Origin of the sequence: Streptomyces sp. B5E4, from assembly GCF_039871555.1 — a bacterium.
In the GTDB taxonomy this organism is placed as follows: Bacteria; Actinomycetota; Actinomycetes; order Streptomycetales; family Streptomycetaceae; genus Streptomyces.
The window spans coordinates 135,943-158,795 of record NZ_JBDPMI010000017.1 but is presented as its reverse complement, the minus strand read 5'-3'; the positions used below and the strand labels follow the sequence as shown (position 1 = coordinate 158,795).

At 71.6% G+C, this 22,853-nt stretch carries 21 protein-coding genes; 11 read left to right on the top strand and 10 right to left on the bottom strand.

What is annotated here, in order from left to right; translation table 11 throughout:
- Positions 1-108: 108 nt before the first annotated feature.
- The 6 genes from ABGA99_RS22115 (at position 109) to ABGA99_RS22090 (ending at position 6,851) form a co-directional block, all read left to right on the top strand.
- Positions 109-1,473 (top strand): histidine kinase, encoded by a 1,365-nt coding sequence (locus ABGA99_RS22115; protein WP_347577938.1) that lies wholly within the window; start codon positions 109-111, stop codon positions 1,471-1,473.
- The gene (locus ABGA99_RS22110) at positions 1,470-2,174 is read left to right on the top strand and encodes a response regulator transcription factor (protein ID WP_347577937.1); all 705 of its coding nucleotides are present in this window, start codon (positions 1,470-1,472) and stop codon (positions 2,172-2,174) included. The genes ABGA99_RS22115 and ABGA99_RS22110 overlap by 4 nt, the downstream gene beginning before the upstream one ends.
- Before the next feature lie 101 nt (positions 2,175-2,275).
- Positions 2,276-2,968 carry a FadR/GntR family transcriptional regulator gene (locus ABGA99_RS22105; RefSeq protein WP_347577997.1) on the top strand — a complete coding sequence of 231 codons (693 nt, stop codon included), beginning with the start codon at positions 2,276-2,278 and terminating at the stop codon, positions 2,966-2,968.
- A 182-nt stretch (positions 2,969-3,150) separates the two neighbouring features.
- The gene (locus tag ABGA99_RS22100; RefSeq protein WP_347583272.1) at positions 3,151-5,049 is read left to right on the top strand and encodes a sialidase family protein; all 1,899 of its coding nucleotides are present in this window, start codon (positions 3,151-3,153) and stop codon (positions 5,047-5,049) included.
- Between the two features lie 102 nt (positions 5,050-5,151).
- Complete coding sequence (gene recO / locus ABGA99_RS22095) at positions 5,152-5,898, top strand: DNA repair protein RecO (protein WP_347577935.1); 747 nt, start codon at positions 5,152-5,154, stop codon at positions 5,896-5,898.
- A gap of 113 nt (positions 5,899-6,011) precedes the next feature.
- A complete protein-coding gene (locus ABGA99_RS22090) occupies positions 6,012-6,851 on the top strand; it encodes an isoprenyl transferase (RefSeq protein ID WP_347583271.1) in 840 nt (279 codons plus the stop codon).
- Between the two features lie 173 nt (positions 6,852-7,024).
- Here ABGA99_RS22090 and ABGA99_RS22085 read toward each other — a convergent pair whose 3' ends face one another.
- From ABGA99_RS22085 to ABGA99_RS22070, 4 genes are all read right to left on the bottom strand, one after another.
- Positions 7,025-7,444, bottom strand: coding sequence for a Fur family transcriptional regulator (locus ABGA99_RS22085; protein ID WP_347577933.1), 420 nt, complete (start codon positions 7,442-7,444; stop codon positions 7,025-7,027).
- Between the two features lie 98 nt (positions 7,445-7,542).
- Positions 7,543-8,442: a metal ABC transporter permease gene (locus tag ABGA99_RS22080; protein ID WP_347577996.1), complete on the bottom strand. Its 900-nt coding sequence runs from the start codon at positions 8,440-8,442 to the stop codon at positions 7,543-7,545.
- On the bottom strand, positions 8,442-9,215 hold the full coding sequence (locus ABGA99_RS22075; RefSeq protein ID WP_347577995.1) for an ATP-binding cassette domain-containing protein: 774 nt from the start codon (positions 9,213-9,215) through the stop codon (positions 8,442-8,444). The genes ABGA99_RS22080 and ABGA99_RS22075 overlap by 1 nt, the downstream gene beginning before the upstream one ends.
- Before the next feature lie 26 nt (positions 9,216-9,241).
- Entirely contained in the window at positions 9,242-10,264 is a 1,023-nt protein-coding gene (locus tag ABGA99_RS22070) for a metal ABC transporter substrate-binding protein (protein ID WP_347577932.1), read from the bottom strand.
- Positions 10,265-10,463: 199 nt separating this feature from the next.
- Here ABGA99_RS22070 and ABGA99_RS22065 point away from each other — a divergent pair, with 199 nt between their 5' ends.
- Both ABGA99_RS22065 and ABGA99_RS22060 read left to right on the top strand, forming a co-directional pair.
- On the top strand, positions 10,464-11,846 hold the full coding sequence (locus ABGA99_RS22065; RefSeq protein WP_347577931.1) for a glycine--tRNA ligase: 1,383 nt from the start codon (positions 10,464-10,466) through the stop codon (positions 11,844-11,846).
- 230 nt (positions 11,847-12,076) lie between these two features.
- Positions 12,077-12,313 (top strand): hypothetical protein, encoded by a 237-nt coding sequence (locus ABGA99_RS22060; RefSeq protein ID WP_347583270.1) that lies wholly within the window; start codon positions 12,077-12,079, stop codon positions 12,311-12,313.
- Here the strand turns inward: ABGA99_RS22060 and ABGA99_RS22055 are convergent.
- Both ABGA99_RS22055 and ABGA99_RS22050 read right to left on the bottom strand, forming a co-directional pair.
- A complete protein-coding gene (locus tag ABGA99_RS22055) occupies positions 12,302-13,021 on the bottom strand; it encodes a TetR family transcriptional regulator (protein ID WP_347577929.1) in 720 nt (239 codons plus the stop codon). The genes ABGA99_RS22060 and ABGA99_RS22055 overlap by 12 nt on opposite strands.
- Positions 13,022-13,179: 158 nt before the next feature.
- The gene (locus ABGA99_RS22050; RefSeq protein WP_347577928.1) at positions 13,180-14,229 is read right to left on the bottom strand and encodes an aldo/keto reductase; all 1,050 of its coding nucleotides are present in this window, start codon (positions 14,227-14,229) and stop codon (positions 13,180-13,182) included.
- 124 nt (positions 14,230-14,353) lie between these two features.
- Here ABGA99_RS22050 and ABGA99_RS22045 point away from each other — a divergent pair, with 124 nt between their 5' ends.
- Positions 14,354-15,493, top strand: coding sequence for an MBL fold metallo-hydrolase (locus ABGA99_RS22045; RefSeq protein WP_347583269.1), 1,140 nt, complete (start codon positions 14,354-14,356; stop codon positions 15,491-15,493).
- A 196-nt stretch (positions 15,494-15,689) separates the two neighbouring features.
- Here the strand turns inward: ABGA99_RS22045 and ABGA99_RS22040 are convergent, their stop codons facing one another.
- Entirely contained in the window at positions 15,690-16,625 is a 936-nt protein-coding gene (locus ABGA99_RS22040) for a helix-turn-helix domain-containing protein (RefSeq protein ID WP_347583268.1), read from the bottom strand.
- Between the two features lie 128 nt (positions 16,626-16,753).
- On the opposite strand from ABGA99_RS22040, the gene ABGA99_RS22035 reads away from it, so the two are divergent.
- Positions 16,754-17,797: a saccharopine dehydrogenase NADP-binding domain-containing protein gene (locus ABGA99_RS22035; protein WP_347583267.1), complete on the top strand. Its 1,044-nt coding sequence runs from the start codon at positions 16,754-16,756 to the stop codon at positions 17,795-17,797.
- Positions 17,798-18,013: 216 nt separating this feature from the next.
- Positions 18,014-18,520 (top strand): transposase, encoded by a 507-nt coding sequence (locus tag ABGA99_RS22030; RefSeq protein WP_347577924.1) that lies wholly within the window; start codon positions 18,014-18,016, stop codon positions 18,518-18,520.
- Here ABGA99_RS22030 and ABGA99_RS22025 read toward each other — a convergent pair.
- The 3 genes from ABGA99_RS22025 to ABGA99_RS22015 form a co-directional block, all read right to left on the bottom strand.
- Positions 18,464-20,089 carry a serine/threonine-protein kinase gene (locus ABGA99_RS22025; RefSeq protein ID WP_347583274.1) on the bottom strand — a complete coding sequence of 542 codons (1,626 nt, stop codon included), beginning with the start codon at positions 20,087-20,089 and terminating at the stop codon, positions 18,464-18,466. The two genes, ABGA99_RS22030 and ABGA99_RS22025, sit on opposite strands and share 57 nt — an antisense overlap.
- Positions 20,090-20,162: 73 nt before the next feature.
- Positions 20,163-20,651 (bottom strand): hypothetical protein, encoded by a 489-nt coding sequence (locus ABGA99_RS22020; protein ID WP_347577923.1) that lies wholly within the window; start codon positions 20,649-20,651, stop codon positions 20,163-20,165.
- A 48-nt stretch (positions 20,652-20,699) separates the two neighbouring features.
- Positions 20,700-22,769, bottom strand: coding sequence for a serine/threonine-protein kinase (locus tag ABGA99_RS22015; RefSeq protein ID WP_347583273.1), 2,070 nt, complete (start codon positions 22,767-22,769; stop codon positions 20,700-20,702).
- Positions 22,770-22,853: the final 84 nt, after the last annotated feature.

Genomic DNA, 22,853 nt, shown 5'->3' with positions numbered 1-22,853 from the left:
CCGAAGGACCGCCGCCCGGCCGGGTCCGGCTCGTTTCCGCGCCCGTGCGGGCGCGCGGGAACGGCCTGCCCGTACCGAGGAGTTTCGCCTGAGGAGCAGTAGGCGAGGATGGTGGTCATGCAGTCAGCGAGGACCCGGCTGAGCGGGCTGAAGAAGCCGGCCCGCCGGGACGTTCTGTTCACCGCGTTCGTCGGCGTCGTCGTCGCGTGCCTGGCGCGGTTCGGCGCCGTCGAGGAATCCGCGCACCGGCCCGGCGCCTTCGGCTGGCTGCTGCTGTTCGTGATGGTGGCGGTGCTGGCCTGGCGCCGCCACTACCCGATGGGCGTCTTCCTGCTGTGCGTCCTGCCCGAGGCCCCGTACCACATCCTCGACAACGTCCACAGCGCGCCGACGCCCACGATGATGGTCGCCGTCTACTCCCTGGCCGTCGCCGGCCCCCGGGTGCGGACGCTGCTGGTCACCTGCGGTCTCGTCGTCCTCGCCGTCACCATGCTGACGCTGCGCAACGCCGACCAGGGCGCCGAACTGCTGCGCACCTCCGGCTGGGTCATGTCGGTGGCGCTGCTCGGCGAGGCGGTGCGGGTGCACCGCAACTACGTCGGCGCCATCGTCGAGCGCGCCGAACGGGCCGAGCGGACCCGGGAGGAGACCGCCGCCCGCCGGGTCGCCGAGGAACGGCTGCGCATCGCCCAGGACCTGCACGACCTGCTGGCTCACAGCATCACCCTCATCGGCGTGCAGACGTCGGTGGCCGCGCACCTGCTGGTCGCCGACCCGGGCCGGCTGGACCGCACGGCGCTGGCCGACGCCCTCGACGGCATCGCCGGCACCTGCCGCGACTCCCGCGCCGAACTGCGCACCACGCTGCAGGTGCTGCGCGGCGGCGACTGCGTGGACGGCACGGACGGCACCCGGCCGCCGCCGGGCCTGGCGGGTCTCGACGACCTGGCGGCGGCGGCGCGCTCCGGCGGCGCCGAGGTGCACCTGGACGTCGCCGACGCGGTCCGCGACGTGCCGCGGGGGGTGGGGGCGGCGGCGTACCGGATCGTGCAGCAGTCGCTGACCAACGCCGTGCAGCACGCCGGTTCCGCGGTGCACGTGCGGGTCGCCGTCACGTACGACGAGGCGGCGGGCGCGCTGCGCATCGCCGTCGTCGACGACGGGCCCGCCCACCCGGCGAAGGCCGCTGCCGCCGCCGTGGCCGCGGGCGGCAGCGCGCGCCCCGGCTACGGCATCGTCGGCATGCGCGAGCGGGCCCGCAGCGTCGGCGGCACCCTGGAGGCGGCCGGCCGCACGGACGCCGCGGGCTTCGCGGTCACCGCCGTGCTGCCGTGCGCCGAGGCGGGCCCCGAGGCCGTCGAGACCGTCGAAGCGGACCCCGCCGGCTCCGCCGCTCCCGCTGGCCCGGCCGGCCCGGCCGCCGACCGCACCGGGGCCCGTACCGCCTTCACCGACAGGAGCCGCACCGCATGACCGCGCAGCCCATCCGTGTCCTGCTCGCCGACGACCAGACCCTGGTGCGCAAGGCGTTCGCCATGCTCGTGGACTCCGCCGCCGACATGGAGGTCGTCGGCGAGGCGGGCAACGGCCGCGAGGCCGTGGCGCTGACGCGCAGCGAGCGCGTCGACCTGGTGGTGATGGACCTGCGGATGCCCGAACTCGACGGCATCGAGGCCACCCGGCTCATCGCCGCCGACGAGGACCTGGCGGGCGTACGGGTCCTGGTGCTCACCACCTACGACACCGACGAGCACATCATGTCCGCGCTGCGCGCCGGCGCCTCCGGCTTCCTCGTCAAGGACACCCAGCCGGCGGCGCTGCTGGAGGCCATCCGCACCGTCGCCGCCGGTGACGCGCTGCTCTCGCCCGGCCCCACGGCCCGCCTCATCGAGCGCCTGGTGCGGCTGCCGGAGGCGCCGCAGCCGGCCGCGACGCACAACGGCGGGGCGGCGCTGGGCGCGCTGTCGGAGCGCGAACGGCAGGTGCTGATGCTGGTGGCGCGCGGGCTGAACAACACCGAGATCGCCGAGTCGCTGGCGCTGTCGCCGCTGACGGCCAAGACCCATGTGAGCCGGATCATGGGCAAGGTGGGCGCGCGCGACCGGGCCCAGTTGGTGGTCATCGGCTACGAATCGGGGCTCATCACTCCCGGATCTTCCTCATCTTCCGGATGAACCTCCTGTATCGCACGTAGGATGTCCCTCCTTGTGCGTACGATACCGCCATGCCCCAGGAGCTGAAGCACCCCCGGCCGCGTTCGGACCGAAGGAAGCGCATGGGCGGCCAGATCCAGCGCGAGATCATGCAGCTCATCCTCGACCGGGGGCTGCGCCCCGGCGCGGTGCTGCCCACCGAGGCCGAGCTGATGGACGACCTGGGGGTGAGCCGCAACTCGGTGCGCGAGGCGCTCAAGGCGCTGCAGGCCCTCGACATCGTCGAGATCCGCCACGGCTACGGCACCTACGTCGGCGAGGCGTCGCTCACGCCCCTCGCCGACGGCCTCACGTTCCGCACCCTGGTACAGCTCGGCGGCGACGACGCGCACGCCCTCACCGAGATCCTCCAGGTCCGCGAAATACTCGAAGAGGGCCTGATCAGCCGGGTGGTGGAGAGCATCCCCGAGGCCGATCTCGACGCGCTGGACACCATCGTCGCGCGCATGGAGGCCCGCGCCGGGCAGGGCGAGGTCTTCCCCGAGGAGGACCGCGAGTTCCACGAGGTCCTCTACCACTCGACGGGAAACACCCTGGTCCCGCAGCTCCTCGGCGCGTTCTGGAACGTCTTCCACCGCGTCGCCGGCGCCCGCGGCTGGGCCGACGACCCCTCGCCGCTGGGCACCGCCCGCCGCCACAAGGAGATCGTCGCCGCGCTGCGCGCCCGCGACCGCGAGCACGTACGGGCCGCGATGACCACCCACTTCCGCGGCATCGAGGCGCGCGCCGGGAAGGCGATGCGCGGCGTCGGGTGAGCGGCGCAGGCATGAGCAGAAGGTGAACTGCGGGTAGCTGCGGACGGACCCTTGACCGTACGGGGGGCTGCCTTTACGTTACGGCGACAGACATCCCACGTCCTACGTAGGACATGGGGTATCCACCGCTGTCCGCGTCACCCCGACGTGCCCGACGTATCCCGACGAAAGCGAGACGCACCATGCAGCCACGCCTCGCACCAGCCGCAGGCCGCCCCCGCCGAAGAAACCCCCTGCGGGCCACCGCCCTGGCGGCGTGCGCCGCGGTCCTCGGCGCCGGCCTGACCGCACTCGCCCCCCACGCCGGCGCACAAAACACCCCGGCGGCACCGGAGTTCAGCCAGGAAGTCCTCTTCCAGGGCGGCACCGGCGGCTACTTCTGCTACCGCATCCCCGCCGTCGTCGAAGCCGCCGACGGCACCCTCCTGGCCTTCGCCGAAGGCCGCGTCGACAGCTGCGCCGACAAAGGCGACATCGACATCGTGCTGCGCCGCTCCACCGACGACGGCGCCACCTGGAGCGCCCCGCAGGTCGTCCTGTCCGGCGACGGCGACACCCGCGGCAACCCCGCCCCCGTCGTCGACCGCGAAACCGGCCGCATCTCCCTGCTCAGCACCCACAACCCCGGCGCAGACGACACCGTCCGCACCCCCTACCTCCAGCACTCCACCGACAACGGCCGCACCTGGAGCGCCGCCCGCAACATGGCCGCCGAACTCTCCAAGCCCGCATGGGACCGCTGGTACGCCACCGGACCCGGCCACGGCCTCCAGCTCACCACCGGCGAACACGCCGGCCGCCTCCTCGTCGGCGGCAACCACCAGGGCCTCGACGGCCGCCAGGGCGCCCACCTCCTCTACAGCGACGACGGCGGCCTGACCTGGCAGCTCGGCGCCGACGACACCCGCGGCACCCAGCCGCCCGACGTCAAACCCCAGGAACTCAGCCTCTTCGAACGCCGGGACGGCTCCGTCTACGCCGCCGCCCGCGACGAACGCGGCACCGACCCCGGCAACCGCGCCGCCGCCCTCAGCAGCGACGGCGGCACCACCTTCGACGCGCCCTTCGCCACCACCCCCGACCTGGTCAGCCCCGTCGTCCAGGGCTCGACCCTGCGCCACGGCGACCAAGTCCTCGCCTCCCTGCCCGCGCACCCCGCCGACCGCAAGGTCATGTCCGTACGCGCCTCCCGCGACGACGGCGCCACCTGGGAACCCTGGCAGCAGGGCCGCGTCATCCACTGGGGCCCCAGCGCCTACTCCGACATGGTCGAACTCGCCGCAGACCGCGTCGGCCTCCTCTACGAAGCCGGCACCGCCGGCCCGTACGAGACGATCCGCTGGGCCCGCTTCAACGACGCCTTCCTCGACCAGCCGGGCGACAGCCCGCCGCAGCCCCCCGCCCCCGCCCCCGGAGCGACCACCCCCGACGTCTCCGGCAGCGACAACACCGCCTACGTCCGCGGCAGCTCCCACCTGCGCCCCGGACAGTTCGGCCAGTCCCTCTACCTCGACAACGCCGCCCCCCACATCGACGCCCGCGTCGAAGTCCCCTGGAACGACTCCCTCGACGTCGGCGACGGCGACTTCACCTGGACCGGCTGGTTCAAGTACGGCCGCACCAACGGCGCCCACGCGATCATGTGGGCCTACGGCGTCGGCGGCAACGCCCCCTCCATCTGGCTGCGCGCCGAACCCGAACAGAACCGCATCATCGCCCGCATGCAGATGGAACAGGCCGCCGTCAGCGTCCAGACCACCGGCGCGTACAACGACAACGCCTTCCACTTCGTGACCCTGCAGCGCGCCGGCGGCAAACTCACCCTCAGCGTCGACGGCACCTCCTTCGCCGCCGACGCCCCGCCCGGCTCACCCACCGCCGGCAGCGAGTTCGGCATCGGCGGCATCGACATCGGCCAGCGCCTCGACGGCGCCAACCGCTTCCACGGCTACCTCGACGACATGCGCGTCTACGACCGCGCCCTCAACCGCGGCGAGCTGACCGCCATCCGCAACGACAACGCCACCCTCCCCAAGGGCCAGCGGCTCCGCCTCCCCCTCGACACCGTCGACCCGCAGTAGCACCCCGCGGCCAGGCCGGCCCCGGGCAGCCACCGCCCGGGGCCGGCCCCCGCCCCGCCCCGCGCCGGGCGCGAAACCCGCCGCGTAGGCAAGAATGGGCCCATGACCCTGTTCCGCGACGACGGCATCGTGCTGCGCACCCAGAAACTGGGCGAAGCGGACCGGATCATCTCCCTCCTCACCCGCGGCCACGGCCGCGTCCGCGCCGTCGCCCGCGGCGTCCGGCGCACCAAGTCGAAGTTCGGCGCCCGCCTCGAACCCTTCAGCCACGTCGACGTCCAGTTCTTCGCCCGTGGCAGCGACCTCGTCGGCCGCGGCCTGCCCATGTGCACCCAGACCGAGACCATCGCCCCCTACGGCGCCCCCCTAGCCGCCGACTACGCCCGCTACACCGCCGGCACCGCCATGCTGGAGACCGCGGAACGCTTCACCGACCAGGAAGGCGAACCCGCCACCCAGCAGTACCTGCTCCTCGTCGGCGCCCTGCGCACCCTCGCCGGCGGCGCCCACGCCCCCCAGCTCGTCCTCGACGCCTACCTGCTGCGCTCCCTCGCCGTCAACGGCTACGCCCCCAGCTTCGGCGACTGCGCCCGCTGCGGCCTCGACGGACCCCACCGGTTCTTCTCCGCCAACGCAGGGGGAGTGCTGTGCGGCGATTGCCGCGTGCCCGGTAGCGTCGTACCGTCACCCGAGGTACTCGCGCTGCTCGGCGCACTCCTGACCGGCGACTGGCACCACGCCGACCGCTGTGGGCCACATCACGTCAAAGAAGGCAGCGGCCTCGTCGCGGCCTATCTGCACTGGCACCTGGAGCGGGGCCTGCGCTCGCTGCGCCACGTCGAAAGGTAGCCGGGAGGACCGGCCCGCCATGAGACGGGCCCCGGGCGGGCAGAAGCCGGGCAGCAGACGAAAACGGACGGGAACGACACGGCTCCACGCCGAGGAACGGGAGAGCACGGCACATGGCACGACGAGGGATCCGCGGCACCTCCCTGACGCGGCACCGCCGCTCCTACCAGCCCCCCGAGCCGCACCCCTCCGGCGCCCGCGCGCCGAAGCTGCCCGGCGAGCTGGTCCCCGGGCACGTCGCGATCGTCATGGACGGCAACGGCCGCTGGGCCAAGGAACGCGGCCTGCCCCGCACCGAAGGCCACAAAGTCGGCGAAGCCGTCGTCCTCGACGTCGTCAAAGGCTGCATCGAACTCGGAGTGAAGAACCTCTCCGTCTACGCCTTCTCCACCGAGAACTGGAAACGCTCACCCGACGAGGTGCGCTTCCTCATGAACTTCAACCGCGACGTCATCCACCGCCGCCGCAGCGAACTCGACGCCATGGGCGTACGCATCCGCTGGGCCGGCCGCATGCCCAAACTGTGGAAGAGCGTCGTCCAGGAACTCCAGGTCGCCGAGGAACAGACCAGCGACAACGACGCCATGACCCTCTACATGTGCGTCAACTACGGCGGCCGCGCCGAGATCGCCGACGCCGCCGCCGGCATCGCCCGCGACGTCGCCGCCGGCCGCCTCGACCCCAAGAAGGTCAGCGAACGCACCTTCGCGAAATACCTCTACCACCCCGACATGCCGGACGTGGACCTGTTCATCCGGCCCTCCGGCGAGCGGCGCACCTCCAACTACCTCATCTGGCAGAGCGTCTACGCCGAAATGGTCTTCCAGGACATCCTGTGGCCCGACTTCGACCGCCGCGACCTGTGGCGCGCCTGCGTCGAATACGCCTCCCGCGACCGCCGCTTCGGCGGCGCCATCCCCAACGACCCCGACCACGAGGCACACACCCGCTGACCGCACCGCGGGCAGGCCCCGGCAGCCCGCCGGGCCGCCCGCACAAGCCCGCACAAGCCCGCACAAGCCCGCACAAGCAAAGCCCGCAGAAGAGGGGCCCCACACCTCCCCGGTGGTGCGCCCGCGCGGCGGGCCGCGGCGCGCACGGCGCGCCCGTCCCCGCACCGCCGCGGTCAGCCCCGCGTCTGCGCCGCGCACTCCGCGCACGTACCGAAGACCTCCACCGTGTGCGCCACGTCCACGAACCCGTGCTCCGAGGCGATCGACTCCGCCCAGCGCTCCACCGCCGGACCGTCGACCTCCACCGCCTTGCCGCACACCCGGCACACCAGATGGTGATGGTGCTCACCGGTGCTGCACCGGCGGTACACCGCCTCACCCTCCGTCGTCCGCAGCACGTCGACATCGCCCGCGTCCGCCAGCGACTGCAGCGTCCGGTACACCGTCGTCAGCCCCACCGACTCGCCGCGATGCCGCAGCATGTCGTGCAGCTCCTGGGCGCTGCGGAACTCGTCGACCTCCGCCAGCGCCGCGGCCACCGCCGCCCGCTGACGCGTCGACCGGCCGCGTACCGGGGGACCTGCGGTCGTCACCCTTGCCTCCTGCTGCTCGCTCGAAGCCCTGTCCGCCCCACGAGCCGCCATTGTGCCAGCAGCACCCCGGGAATCGGACACAGCCGCAACAGCCGTCCTCACCGCGCCCCACCGCCGACCCGCCCACCGGCCCCCTCGAAGACCGGCTCCCCGGCCCCGGCCGCCCCCTTGCCGCCCCCGCGCGACCGCAGCCGCGCCAGCGGCACCGCCAACGCCGTGACCAGCAAGAACAACCCCAGCGCAAACAGGACGATCGTCGCCCCCGGCGGCACGTCCACGTAATACGAGAACACCGTCCCCGACAGCGTCGTCACCACCCCCATCGCCACCGCCAGCGCCAGCGTCGCCGCGAACGCACGCGTCGCCTGCTGCGCCGCCGCCACCGGAATCACCATCAGCGCACTGACCAGCAGCAGCCCCACGACCCGCATCGCCACCGTCACCGTCACCGCCGCCGTCACCGCCAGCAGCAGGTTCAGCGACCGCACCGGCAGCCCCGTGACCTTCGCGAACTCCTCGTCCTGGCAGATCGCGAAGAACTGCCGCCGCAGCCCCAGCGTCACCAGCAGCACGAACACCGACAGCCACAGGATCGCCGTCACATCGGAGTCCGAGACCGTCGTCACCGAGCCGAACAGATACGTGGTCAGGTTCGCCGTCGACCCGTTCGGCGCCAGATTGATCAGCAGCACACCGCCGGCCATGCCCCCGTAGAAGAGCATCGCCAGCGCCAGATCACCGCGCGTGTGCCCGTACGAGCGGATCAGCTCCATCGCCACCGCGCCCGCCGCCGCCACCAGCACCGCCGTCCACACCGGGCTCGTGTTCAGCAGGAACCCCAGCGCCACACCCGTCAGCGCCACATGCCCGATGCCGTCACCCATGATCGCCTGCCGGCGCTGCACCAGATAGATGCCCACCGCCGGCGCCGCGATCCCCACCAGCAACGCCGCCAGCAGCGCCCGCTGCATGAACGGCGGCTGAAGAAACTCCAGCATCATGTCAGCAGCCCCGTCCGGTCCGCCGCGGCCGGCTCACCCGCACCGCCCGGATGCGGATGGCACGCCAGATCGTGCACCCGCGCCGCCGCGTCCGCCTCCCCGCGCCCGTACTCCCGCGCCACCACACCGTCACCGAGCACCACCGTACGGTCGATCAGCGGCTGCAGCGGCCCCAGCTCGTGCAGCACCAGCAACACCGACGCACCACCTTCCACCTGCCCGGCCAGCGCCTCCGCCAGAATCCGCTGGCTCGGCAGATCCACCCCGCCCAGCGGCTCGTCCATGATCAGCAACTCCGGCTCCGACGCCAGCGCCCGCGCGATCAGCACCCGCTGGTGCTGCCCGCCGGACAAACGATTCACCGACTCCCCGGCCCGGTCCGCAAGACCCACCACCCCAAGCGCCCGGTCCACCGCGGCCCGGTCCGCCCGCCCCAGCGGCCGCAGCCGCGACCGCGACAGCCGCCCCGACGACACCACCTCCCGCACCGACGCCGGCACCCCCGACGCCGCCGTCGAACGCTGCGGCACATACCCGATCCGCCGCCACTCACGAAACCGCCCCAGAGGCGTCCCGAACAACTCCAGCTCACCCGACGTCAGCGGCACCCGGCCCACCACGGCCCGCACCGTCGTCGACTTCCCCGAACCGTTCGCCCCCAGCAGCGCCACGACCTCACCGCGGCCCACCGTCAGATCCACACCGCCCAGGACCGCACGCCCGCCCAGCGACGCCCGCCCACCGCGCAGACTCACCACCGGCTCCACCACGCCCGCTCCCTCCGCCACGACCCCGCTCACTTCGCCCCCAGCGCCCGCTCAAGCGCCCCGAGGTTCGCCTCCATGATCTCGACGTAGTCGTCACCCTTCGACTTGTCCGTCACGCCCTCGATCGGGTCGAGCACATCCGTCTGCAGACCCAGGTCACCCGCGAGAGTGCGCGCCGTCTTGTCGCTGACCAGCGTCTCGAAGAACACCGTCGTCACCCCGTCGTCCTCCGCGATGTCCTGCAACTGCTGCATCCGCGCCGCGCTCGGCTCCGACTCCGGGCTCAGCCCCTTGATCGACTCCTGCACCAGGCCGTAGCGGTCGGCGAGATAGCCGAAGGCGGCGTGCGTCGTGATGAACGTGTCCGTACGCCGGTTCTCCAGCCCCGCGGCGAACTCCCCGTCCAGCTTCCGCAGCCGGTCCGCCAGCTCCGCCGCGTTCTTCTCGTACGCCTTCGCGTGGTCCGGGTCCGCCTCCGCCATCGCCTCGCCGACACCCTCGGCGACCTCCGCGTACCGCACCGGGTCCAGCCAGATATGCGGATCCGCGCCGTCCTCGCCGCCGTGGTCGTGCCCCTCGTGGCCCCCGTCGGCCTCGTCCTCCGCGTGGCCCTCGTCCTCCGCGTGCCCCCCGTCGCCGTCCTCCCCGCCGCCGTGCTTCTCCAGCGACGTGAACTCCGACGCCTCCACCACATGCTCCGCGCCCGACTGCGCGATGGCCTCGTCCACCGCCGGCTGCATGTCCTTCAGATAGACGATCAGCCCCGCGTCCGCCAGATCCCCCGTCTGCCGCGGGCTCAGCTCCAGATCGTGCGGCTCCGTCCCCGGCTTCGTCAGCGTCGAGACCTCCGCGTTCTCGCCGCCTATCTCCTCGGCCAGGAACTGCATCGGATAGAACGACGCGGTCACCCGCAGCCTGCCGTCCTCCGTCGTGGTGCCCGAAGCCCCGTCGCCGCAGGCGGACAGGACCAGCACGGCGGCCGCGGACAGCGCCGCGGCCGCGGCGGGGGTGAGACCGGATATGGACCGGCGGGAAGCTCTCATGACACTCATTTTCATCAAAGATGGAAACGATTGTCAAAAATATGTACGGGCGGTACCCTCCGGGCCACCCGGCGACCGCCCCGCGGCCACCCCCGGCCGACCCCGGGGGCGACCGGCCCGCCCCCGCAGCCCGCCCCCGATTTGAAACCAAGGGCACCGCCGCCGGTAACCTGGAGCACCGCTTCGTCGTCGTAATGAAGAGAGCACCGTGGCCGCCGACAAGATCGACACCATCGTCAGCCTGAGCAAGCGCCGTGGCTTCGTCTACCCGTGCAGCGAGATCTACGGCGGCCAGCGCGCCGCCTGGGACTACGGCCCCCTCGGCGTAGAGCTCAAGGAGAACATCAAGCGCCAGTGGTGGCGCTCCATGGTCACCTCCCGCGACGACGTCGTCGGCCTCGACTCCTCCGTCATCCTCGCCCGCGAGGTCTGGGAAGCATCCGGTCACGTCGCCACCTTCACCGACCCCCTCACCGAATGCACCTCCTGCCACAAGCGCTTCCGCGCCGACCACCTCGAAGAGGCCTACGAAGCCAAGCACGGCCACCCCCCCACCGGCGGCCTCGCCGACATCAACTGCCCCCACTGCGGCAACAAGGGCGGCTTCACCGAACCCAAGCAGTTCTCCGGCCTCCTCTCCACCCACCTCGGCCCCACCCAGGACGCCGGCTCCGAGACCTTCCTGCGCCCCGAAACCGCCCAGGGCATCTTCACCAACTTCATGCAGGTCCAGACCTCCTCCCGGAAGAAGCCCCCCTTCGGCATCGCCCAGACGGGGAAGTCCTTCCGCAACGAGATCACCCCCGGCAACTTCATCTTCCGCACCCGCGAGTTCGAGCAGATGGAGATGGAGTTCTTCGTCAAGCCCGGCGAAGACGAGACCTGGCACGAGTACTGGCTCCAGCAGCGCTGGAACTGGTACACCGCCCTCGGCATGCAGGAAGCCAACCTCCGCTGGTTCGAGCACCCCAAGGACAAGCTCTCCCACTACTCGAAGCGCACCGTCGACATCGAGTACCGCTTCAACTTCGCCGGCAGCCAGTGGGGCGAACTCGAAGGCATCGCCAACCGCACCGACTTCGACCTCAAGGCCCACTCCGCCGCCTCCGGCCAGGACCTCTCCTTCTTCGACCAGGAAGCCGGCGAACGCTGGACCCCCTTCGTCATCGAACCCGCCGCCGGCGTCGGCCGCACCATGCTCGCCTTCATGCTCGACGCCTACGTCGAAGACGAAGCCCCCAACGCCAAGGGCAAGATGGAAAAGCGCACCGTCATGCGCCTCGACCCCCGCCTCGCCCCCGTCAAGGCCGCCGTCCTGCCCCTCTCCCGCAACCCCGAACTCTCCCCCAAGGCCAAGGGCCTCGCCGCCGACCTCCGCGGCCTTTGGAACATCGAGTTCGACGACGCCGGCGCCATCGGCCGCCGCTACCGCCGCCAGGACGAAATCGGCACCCCCTACTGCATCACCGTCGACTTCGACACCCTCGACGACAACGCCGTCACCGTCCGCGAACGCGACACCATGAAGCAGGAGCGCGTCTCCCTCGACCAGGTCGGCACCTACCTCGGCGGCCGCCTCCTCGGCTGCTGACCCACCCGCCACACCACGACGGCGCCCCCCGGCCGGGGGGCGCCGTCGCCGTACGCGGACACCGGGACCGTACGGCAGCCGCATGCCCGGACCGTACGGACGCCGTGCGTGCAGACCGTACGGAAAACGCGCGGCAAGCTGCGGCACGCGCACCCCTTGCTGCACACTGAGCCCCACCGCCAGGCCAGAAGGAGCCACGCACAGCACGAACCAGCAGCAGGAGGCGCGCCATGCACGCGAGGGCCACCAGCCGGGTCACCGCCATCGACCCCGACGGCCGTGAACACACCGTCCACGTCACCGGCGCCGGCGCCCGGCGCACCCTGCGCTGCGAAAGCTGCGACTGGACCAGAGCCGCCCAGTTCCTGCCCTGGCTCAAAGCCGAAGAACACCTCGCGGAAGCCCACCAGGCCGCCGCCGGAACCGGACCCGCCGACACCGGCACGGCACCCGCCTCAGGGACGTAGCCCCCGCACCACCACATCCACCACCAACGCGAACTCCGCCGCCACCCCCGGCTCCTCCCAGTCCGGCGCGAACGCCGGATCATGGAACCGGCGCGTCGCATCGAACACCGCCCGCGCCACCCCCTCCACCGACCGCCGCGCCGCCTGCGCCACCGCCGCCTCCTCCGCATCCCCCGCCGCCGCGGCAGGCGGCACCGACAACACCCCCTGACGCACCCCGTCCTCCACGATCAGCGTCAACTGCCCCGTCAGCTCCGCGATATGCCGCGCCACCACCCCGGCCACCGTCGCCGCACCGGCCGCATCCCCCGCCACGCCCGCCGCCGCCCCGCCGGCCGCCGCGGCCGTACGGGCCGAAGAACCGCCGTCGCCGATCAGCGCCATGTACGCCGCGAACATCTCCGGATCGTCATGCGCCTTGTGCCGCTTCGCGTCGAACAACTCCGCCAGCCACCGCCGCAACCGCACATCCGCAGGACCCTCCGCCGCCGCCACCTTCTCCAGCGCCGCCGACGTCCGGTCCAGCCACCGCGCCGCCACCGCCGCATGCAGCGCCGCCTTGCTCGGAAAATGCCGGTACACCGAGCCGTGGCTGACACCCAGCGCCCGCGCCACGTCCACCACCGTGGCCTTCGCCGGGCCGTAGCGGCGCAGCACGTCCTCCGTGGCTTCGAGGATGTGCTCGGGGGTCAGGGTCTCGGTCGGCATCGGCGCTCTCCGGCTCTCGGGCTCCACCGACTGGCGTCGGCTCTGCTACCAGCTTCGCAGCCGCCGCCGACAAGGACACACCGGCCGCCCGCCCCCGGCCCGCCCGCGCGGACGGCCGCACCGCGGACGGGCGGACCGGGGCCCTTCGCCGTCCCCGGCTACGCGCCGGACTTCCCACCGGACGTCCCGCTCGCCCGCTCGCTGTCCAGCATCGCCATCTGCTCCGGCGCGTACCGCTCGCCCGCCGCCGCACCCGCCGGCACCGCCGCCTCGATCGCGGCCAGATCCGCCGCGTCCAGCACCACGTCCAGGGCGCCGAGGGACTCCGCGAGCCGGTCACGGCGCCGGGCGCCGACGAGCGGCACGATGTCCTCGCCGCGGCCGAGCACCCAGGCGACGGCGATCTGCGCGACCGTCACCCCCTTGCCGTCCGCGACCTGCCGCAGCGCGTCGACGAGCGCCAGGTTCCGGTCGACGTTCTCCGCCGCGAACCGCGGCGAGTGCGCCCGGAAGTCCTGCGCGCCCAGCTCCCGCACCCGCTCGCGGGTCATGTGCCCGCTGATCAGACCGCGGGAGAGCACGCCGTACGCGGTGACGGAGACACCCAGCTCGCGGCAGGCGGGCAGGATCTCGTCCTCGATGCCGCGGGAGATCAGCGAGTACTCGATCTGCAGATCGGCGACCGGCGCGGTGGCGGCGGCCCGCCGCAGGGTCTCCGCGCCGACCTCGGAGAGGCCGATGTGCCGCACGTGGCCGGCGTCGATCAGCTCCTGCACGGCGCCGACGGTCTCCTCGACGGGCACGTCGGGATCGAGGCGGGCCAGCCGGTAGACGTCGATGTGGTCGGTGCCGAGGCGCTGCAGCGAGTACGCGGCGAAGTTCTTCACGGCGGCGGGCCGGCCGTCATAGCCGAGGAAGCCGCCGGAGGGGTCGCGCAGGGCGCCGAACTTGACGCTGACGACGGCCTGGTCGCGGCTGCCGGGGCGGGCGGCGAGGGCGTCGCGGATCAGCAGCTCGTTGTGGCCCATGCCGTAGAAGTCGCCGGTGTCGAGGAGGTTCACGCCGGCGTCGAGGGCGGCGTGGACGGTGGCGATGGACTCCTTGCGGTCCACGGGCCCGTAGAGCGCGGACATGCCCATGCAGCCGAGGCCGAGGGCGGAGACACGGGGGCCGGTCGTGCCGAGGGGGCGAGTCGGGATCGAAGTCATGGTGACAAGTATGGAATGACAACTGACAGATGTCAAAATCTGTCAGCGCTACTTTCTCACGTAACCCGGAACACCGCCGTCCCCGCCGCCGTTGACCCCACAGTCCGAGACCAAGGAGTAGCCCATGCGTCGAGTTCGCCCCGCGTCGTTCGGCGCCGAGCCGGCGGGTGCCCGGCTGGCGCGGATTCTCAGTTCGCCGAACTACGACCCGGAGGCCGGCGCGTTCCGCAACCCCGTCCCCGCCGGTATCGGCCCGCAGCCCGGCGGCGGCTCCCGCGGCGAGATGGTCCGCGCCCTGCTCCGCCGCGACGGCCGCAAGCCCGCGGGCCCCGTGCCCGTACAGCGCCCCGACCTGTCCGCCCCGCCCGCCGACGGGCTGCGCCTGACCTGGCTCGGCCACGCCACCGTCCTCGCCGAGATCGACGGCCGCCGGGTCCTCTTCGACCCGGTCTTCGGCGAGCGCTGCTCGCCGTTCTCCTTCGCCGGCCCGCGCCGCTTCCACCGCGTACCGCTGCCGATCGGCGAACTCGGCCCGCTCGACGCGGTCGTCATCTCCCACGACCACTACGACCACCTCGACATGTCGACCGTCCGCGAACTCCGCAAGGCGGTCGCCCCCGACGTGCTCTTCGCCGTCCCCCTCGGCGTCGGCGCCCACCTGGAGCGCTGGGGCGTCCCGCAGGACCGCATCGCCGAGCTGGACTGGAACGAGTCCACCGAGGCCGCGGGCCTGACCCTCACCGCGACGCCCGCCCGCCACTTCTGCGGCCGGGGCATCCGCAACAAGCAGCGCACGCTGTGGGCGTCCTGGTCCGTGCGCGGCCCCGAGCACCGGGTGTTCCACAGCGGCGACACCGGCTACTTCCCCGGCTTCGCCGACATCGGCGCGGAACACGGCCCGTTCGACGCGGCGATGGTGCAGATCGGCGCGTACAGCGAGTACTGGCCGGACATCCACATGACTCCGGAGGAGGGCGTACGGGCCCATCTCGACCTGCGCGGCGGGGTCCTGCTGCCGATCCACTGGGGCACGTTCAACCTCGCCCCGCACCGCTGGGAGGAGCCCGCGGAGCGCACCGCCGCCGCCGCGGCGGCAGCGGACGTGCGCGCGGCGATCCCCCGCCCCGGCGAGCCCTTCGAGCCGTCGGCGCAGACGCTGCCGACGACGCCGTGGTGGCAGGAGATCGCCGCCCCCGAGCGCACCCCCCAACCGGGCGGCGGCCTTCAGGCCCCGGCGAAGCCGAGCCCGGCGACGGAGCAGTAGTTCGCGGCGGCGAGCCGAGGATCCGGGCCGGAAGGGCGAGCCGCCCATGCGTCTGCTCGGGCGTGAACCGCTGCCGCCGTGGGTGCAGTTCATGCGCAGCGGGGATGAGGTTACCCATCACATGCCCGTCGAGGTCTTGTGCGGTGGGGAGTTGCAGGAGCTCGGCGGGGTTGCCGCTGTCTGTGGTACAGGCCCCTTAGGGACGGAAGGTGCGGCGGTAGGTGTCGGGTGGGACGCCGACGCTGCGGTGGAAGTGGCGGCGCAGGGTGGTGGCGGTGCCCATGCCCGTGGCGGCGGCGATGGTGTCCACGGTCGCGTCGGTGGTCTCCAGCAGTTCCTGGGCGTGGCGAATGCGCTGAGCGTGGAGCCATTGGAGCGGCGTGGTGCCGGTGAGGTGCTTGAAGTGGCGGCCGAGGTGGCGCGAGCTCATGCGGGCCTGCCGGGCCAGGTGCTCCACAGTCAGCGGCTGGTCCAGCCGCTCCAGCGCCCAGGGCAAGAGCTCACCCAGGGGATGGCTGCCCGTGGCGGGGAGGGGCGTGGCGATGAACTGGGCCTGACCGCCGTCCCGGTGGGGTGGGACGACCAGGCGCCGGGCGATCTTGTTGGCGTTGGCCGAGCCGTGGTCGAGGCGGACCAAGTGGAGGCACAGGTCCATGGCGGCGGCCTTGCCCGCGGAGGTGAGGACGTCTCCGTTGTCGACGTAGAGGACGTCCGGATCGACGGCGGCTGACGGGTGACGCCGGGCCAGTTCCTGCGTGTGCGCCCAGTGCGTAGTGGCGCGTCTGCCGTCGAGCAGCCCTGCCGCGCCCAGGACGAAGGCCCCCGTGCACAGTGAGGCCACGCGGGCACCGGCCGCGTGGGCCGCACGCACCGCCTCGACCAGCTCGGCGGGCGGGTCGAGGTCGGTGTCGGCCCAGCCGGGGACGATCACCGTGTCCGCGTGGGCGAGGTGGTCGAGTCCGTGGTCGGGTTCCAGGCGGAAACGGCCGATGTGCACGGGACCGCTCCCGCAGAGAGAGAAGTCGTACCAGGGGTCCACGACATGGGTCAGGTCGGATCCGAAGATCTCTGCGGCCACGGACAGTTCGTAGTGGAGCATGCCGTCGGTGACGGCCAGCGCGAGAACAGGCACGTCCGAAATTGTACGCGACATGTCGTTTCCGACACTCGTGCGGGGTGTCGGCGGCGGCACAGGATGTGGAGGTCAGGCCGCGGCGGATCGACTCCGCAGCGGGCGTCCGGGGACACGGGAGCGGTTTCATGGGGTCAGGTCAGCTGGTTACGGTGTTCGGCGCCTACGGTCACACCGGGCGGTTCGTGGTCGCGGAGCTGGCCGCGCGTGGGTTCGTTCCGGTGCTGTCCGGGCGCAACGCGCAGACCTTGCAGGAGCTGGCCGATGAGAACGGGCTGGAGGCCCGGGAGGCGTCGGTCGACGATCCGGCCTCGCTGGACCGGGCCCTGGCGGGAACGGCCGCGGTCATCAACTGCGCCGGCCCCTTCGCCTCGACCGCCGGCCCGGTGATCGAAGCCGCGCTCCGCGCGAAGATCCCCTACCTGGACGTGGCCGCCGAGCTTGAGGCCAACCTCGACACCTTCGCCCACTATCGCGAGCGGGCCAGGGACGCGGAAGCGGTGATCGTTCCGGCCATGGCCTTCTTCGGCGGCCTCGGCGACCTGCTGGCCACCGCTGCGATGGGGGACTGGACCCAAGCAGACGAGGCACACATCGCCTACGCGCTCAGCGACTGGCACCCCACCGCGGGTACCCGACTCTCGGGTGCGGTCTCCCGCGAGCGGCGCGGCGGCCACCGCCTGCGCTACAGGGGCGGACAGTGGGAGCACCGCACCGACGCCGCGCCCACCCTGGAGTGGACCTTCCCGGAACCGATGGGCTCCCGACCGGTGATCGGGGAGTTCACGATGGCGGACGTCGTCACGGTCACCCAGCACCTCTCCATCCCCGATGTGACCACCTACATGACCGCCGAGGCGGCCCGAGACGTCGCCGCCCCGCATACGCCGGCCCCCACCGCCGCCGACGAGCGCGGGCGCTCGAACCAGACCTTCCTCGTCGACGTCGTCGTCCGCTCCGGCGGAGCCGAACGCCGGGCCACGGCCGGTGGCCAGGACATCTACGCCGTCACCGCGCCCCTCGTCACCGAGGCCCTCGCGCGCGTTCTGACCGGCCGCACCAAGGCCATCGGCGTCGTCTCCGCCGGTGAAGTCTTCGACGCCCCCGACTTCCTGCACGCGCTCGACCCGCACCTCACCATCGACCTCCACCCGCGGAAGCAGCACGCGTGAACCGAGCCATCCGCCCAGCCGTCGGCCGCGTGCCCTCAGCGAGCCGTGGCGACGTGGGTGTCCACGTCCGCCGCGTGAGTGGACGGATGCGCCGGATTCGGTGCCGAAGGGCGGGAGTCCCTGACGGGTTGGTGCACCAGGAGAAGTGGCGCCTTGCGCTCGGCCTGCTCGACACGCTCGGCGAGTGGCAGTTGAAGGCGCCGGTCGTGGTCGCCGATGCCGGCTGCGGCGTCAGCACCCCGTTCCGGCTCGGTCTCGAACAGCGGGGGCCTGTCCTGTGTCCTGGCTCTGACCGGGAAGGAAGTCGCTCACCCGGAGCAGGTCCGGCCCCACCGGCCCTCTTACGGCGGGCCCGGGCCGCCGACGCTGCCCCGGTACCGCACCCCACCGCAAGCCGTCCCGGTCCTCGCCGCGCAGGCCGGTGCCGGCCGGTTCACCGAGGTGACCTGGCGGCAGAGCAGCGAAGGCGCGATGACCTCACGGTTCGCGGTCCTGACCGTGCGGCCGGCCGGTAAATCAGCCCCTGGCCGCGGCCCGGGAAGCAGGCGGCGGCCGCAACCGGTGGGACGGTGTCCTACCCGCCCGGACCCTCCTGGTCGAACGGCCGGACGGACAGGACACTGCGACCGGCTGCTGGATAGACGACAGAACCCAAACGAAGCACTACTAGGCGCTGTCGGGTGCGATCACGCCCATGCACAAGCGGACGTTCAGCTCAGGTGACCCTTCCACGGTGAAGTAGTGGTCCCTCCTGTTGCGGGGGAATCGCTCGCAGTCCTCCGATGTGCTCGGGCCCTCGATACGGCCGATGACCGCCAGGCCGGAGGGCCGGCACTGCTCCACGGTCCACGCCGCGCCGCCGGGTCCGCTGCCGACGCAGTCGCCCCGGTCCGCGTTGTAGGCGGCGCCGTCGCTGTGGCGGTACACCAGACAGACCGTCACGTCGGGGTCGGGGACGGCATAGCGCCACTCGACCTGCTTGACGTACTGGCACACGCTCAGGTCGGTGGTGTCGTCGAAAGCGCGCACGACCTCGAACACGTCGCCCCCGCCGCACTCGGCCGACTCGAAGTCCGTGTTCTTCATGGTCCCGTTGTTGCGAAAGCAGTCGCCTCGGGACACGTCGACGAAGGCGTGATCGGGTCGACCCGAGTCACCGGACGGGCTGGCCCCGGGTGTGGCTCCGGCGCCGCCGGCGGAACCTCGGCCGGTCAGCGCGGTCGCGATCCATACGGCGCCGGATATCGCGACTGCCGCGAGGGTGAGGACGGCCAGCCGCGCATGCCATGAACGTGAGGGTGGTGCACCCGGCTCCGGTTCCGGTTCCGGACTGTTCGCCGCTCCCGTGGTGAAGATTGTGGTCGGGTCGAGGTCGTGTGGTCCGGGGAGGACGGTGGTGGGGTCGATGTCGGTGTAGCGGCTTACTTGGGCGTGCTGCTGCCGGGTGAGGGCGTGGACGGCTTCGGGCCAGACTTGCGGAACGGGGGGCGGTGTCCCGATGGTGCTCAGGAGGTGTGCCGCGTCGGGCCGTTCGGCGGGATCGCGGGCCAGGCAGGGTTCGATGACCTCGCGTATCGCGGAAGGGACCTGGTCCAGGTCCGCGGTGGCCATCATGACGTTGTAGCGAGTCTGTTCACTCGTGGCGCCCTGGAACGGATGACGGCCGGTGGCCGCCGTTGCGAGGAGGGTCCCCAGAGAGAACACGTCGCTCGCGGGCGTGAGGTCGGCCATGCCCATGGCCTGCTCGGGCGACATGAACCCCGGGTTCCCGATCACCACACCGGTACGAGTCACCGTCACGAGTTGCGTCTGATCCACCGAATCGGCCGCCGCAGCGGCCGATCTGGCGATACCGAAGTCGATCACCACGGGCCCGTCATCAGCCAGCAGAACATTGGCAGTCGACAGATCGCGGTGAATGAACCGAGCAGCATGGATGTCGCGAAGGGCCGCGGCCAATCCCGCCGCAAGATGCAGCACACTCTCTTCCGGCAACGCCGTCGCCGCATTCAGAGCGCGATGAAGAGTCGGCCCATGATGGAACTCGTAAGCCAACCACGGAATCCCGGCGTCCGCATCGGCGTCGACCACCCGCGCGGTGCGGGGACCATGGACTCTTTGCGCAGCCACGGCCTCACGCCGCAAACGCTGCCGGAAACTGTCGTCATAAGCGGCGAAAGCGTCACGAACCAGCTTGACCGCGACCAAACCACCCGCCGGATCGGACGCCAGCAGCACCCGGCCCATGCCCCCCTCGCCCAACACCGCACGAGTCCGATACGGCCCGACCACACGCGGATCAGACGACGCCAGGTCCCACACAAACAGCCTCCCGCAACGATCCTTGTCGACCCAGTGGAACGGGCTACTTCACGGGTCCGACGAGGTACGCCATCGTGTAGACCCCCGTGTCCTCCGTGGTCATTTCCCCCTTGCTGTCCATCGGGGCAACAGTGAGGGAAATGCTCCATTTCTTGCTCTCGTAATTGAAGATGCCTCGTTCACTCATGGCATCACCGAGGCTCTGTTTGAAACCGTTGGCCTCGAATTCCTTGAGCGTGGCGCTCACTGCTTCCTGGGGCACGCCGACGACCTGCGCGCTGTGGTACTCGGCCTGAGTGGGTTCCGAGGCGGCCTTGATCTCGTATCCGACAGGCAAGGGGATTTCCGGCGGCCACTCGTCGGGGACCTCGTCCTGCTTCTCGATGGCCTCCTCCGACGGTTTGCCGGCGGGGGCCGAGGAATTGGCTTTGCTGTCGTCCTTGGCCGGGGGGTCCTCCTGCTTATCGGAACAAGCGGTCAGCAGGGCCAAGGAGACGATGCCGGCTGCGAGCGCGGCTCTGGGGCGAAGCATGGGAGGTGGTCCTTCCGTTGTTGCGGGTGGGGGGGGGCAGACGCGGGGTCAGTTCCGGACTGCCTCCGCCTTCTCCAGGGACTCGGCCAGCACCGGCATTCCGCCGGGCCAGCGGATCGACAGCACCGTCGGTGAGGTGGCCGAGGCGAACTCGTCGGTGCCGGACAGTTGAGCGATCCGCCCCGCGGCGAAGGCCGGCAGGGCGTTCAGTTCCTCGCTGGCCAGATCCCGTTCGGCCCAGTCGGACGTCGTGGAGTACAGGACGACGACATCGGATTCGAGCCGGTCCAGGTCCTCGTAGTCCAGGGAGTACATCATGCCGTTGCCGTCGGAATCCAACTCGGCCACCGAGTCCGCCGGCCGCAGGCCCAGCCCTTCGAGCACCCGGACGACCGGGCTGGCGTCGGAGAAGACGTGGACCCTGCGCCGGGGCGGGTCGTTGACGACCGCCGCGAAGGACGACCCGGTGAGCCCGTGCCGCTCACCGAGTTCGGCGAGCCGGGCGTCGGACTCCGCGAGCAACTCCTTGCCCTCCGCGGGTACGCCCAGCGCTTGTGCGGTGGTGGCGATGACGCCCTCCCACGGTTCCACCGAGGCGCCCACGGGGCGGGCCACGACCGGAGCGATGTCCGTGAGTTGTTCGTACTGCTCCTCGGTCAGGCCCGAGTAGGGAGCGAGAATGAGATCCGGTACGGTCGCCGCGATCTGCTCCTCGGGCAACCCCCAGCTCGTCGAGCCGCCCTCGGTGAAGAGGATGGGGTCGTCGAGACCTTCGTCCTCGTAGGCTTGCGCGACCCAGGGCATCATCCCCCTGCCGGATGCGGACTCCTCCTCGACGATGCCGACCGGGTACTCCCCCAACGCGATCGCGACCTCGGCGGCGCCCCAGCCCCAGGCGGCCACCCGTTGCGGCTTGGACGGGACGACCGTCTCCCCGTAGTCGTGCTTGACCCTGACGGGAAAGACGTCCGCGGCGGCTTCGGCCGGTTTCTCCGGCGCGGCTTCACCGTCGCCACCGTTCGGCCAGAGGACGACGGCGGCGACGACCGCGACGACCACGGCGACGACTGCGGCGGCCGGCACGCGCAGGCCGGTGCGCCACCTTCCCCCAGGCGTCGCGGGCGCCTCGGCCGGGGGCGGGCCGCCGGGACCGGCACCCGGTTCTGCTTCTGTGGTGAAGATTGTGGTCGGGTCGAGGTCGTGTGGTCCGGGGAGGACGGTGGTGGGGTCGATGTCGGTGTAGCGGCTTACTTGGGCGTGCTGCTGCCGGGTGAGGGCGTGGACGGCTTCGGGCCAGACTTGCGGAACGGGGGGCGGTGTCCCGATGGTGCTCAGGAGGTGTGCCGCGTCGGGCCGTTCGGCGGGATCGCGGGCCAGGCAGGGTTCGATGACCTCGCGTATCGCGGAAGGGACCTGGTCCAGGTCCGCGGTGGCCATCATGACGTTGTAGCGAGTCTGTTCACTCGTGGCGCCCTGGAACGGATGACGGCCGGTGGCCGCCGTTGCGAGGAGGGTCCCCAGAGAGAACACGTCGCTCGCGGGCGTGAGGTCGGCCATGCCCATGGCCTGCTCGGGCGACATGAACCCCGGGTTCCCGATCACCACACCGGTACGAGTCACCGTCACGAGTTGCGTCTGATCCACCGAATCGGCCGCCGCAGCGGCCGATCTGGCGATACCGAAGTCGATCACCACGGGCCCGTCATCAGCCAGCAGAACATTGGCAGTCGACAGATCGCGGTGAATGAACCGAGCAGCATGGATGTCGCGAAGGGCCGCGGCCAATCCCGCCGCAAGATGCAGCACACTCTCTTCCGGCAACGCCGTCGCCGCATTCAGAGCGCGATGAAGAGTCGGCCCATGATGGAACTCGTAAGCCAACCACGGAATCCCGGCGTCCGCATCGGCGTCGACCACCCGCGCGGTGCGGGGACCATGGACTCTTTGCGCAGCCACGGCCTCACGCCGCAAACGCTGCCGGAAACTGTCGTCATAAGCGGCGAAAGCGTCACGAACCAGCTTGACCGCGACCAAACCACCCGCCGGATCGGACGCCAGCAGCACCCGGCCCATGCCCCCCTCGCCCAACACCGCACGAGTCCGATACGGCCCGACCACACGCGGATCAGACGACGCCAGGTCCCACACAAACAGCCTCTCTCAGATGAAAGTGGTGCGACGACTTCGTTTCCGAAGGTCGCG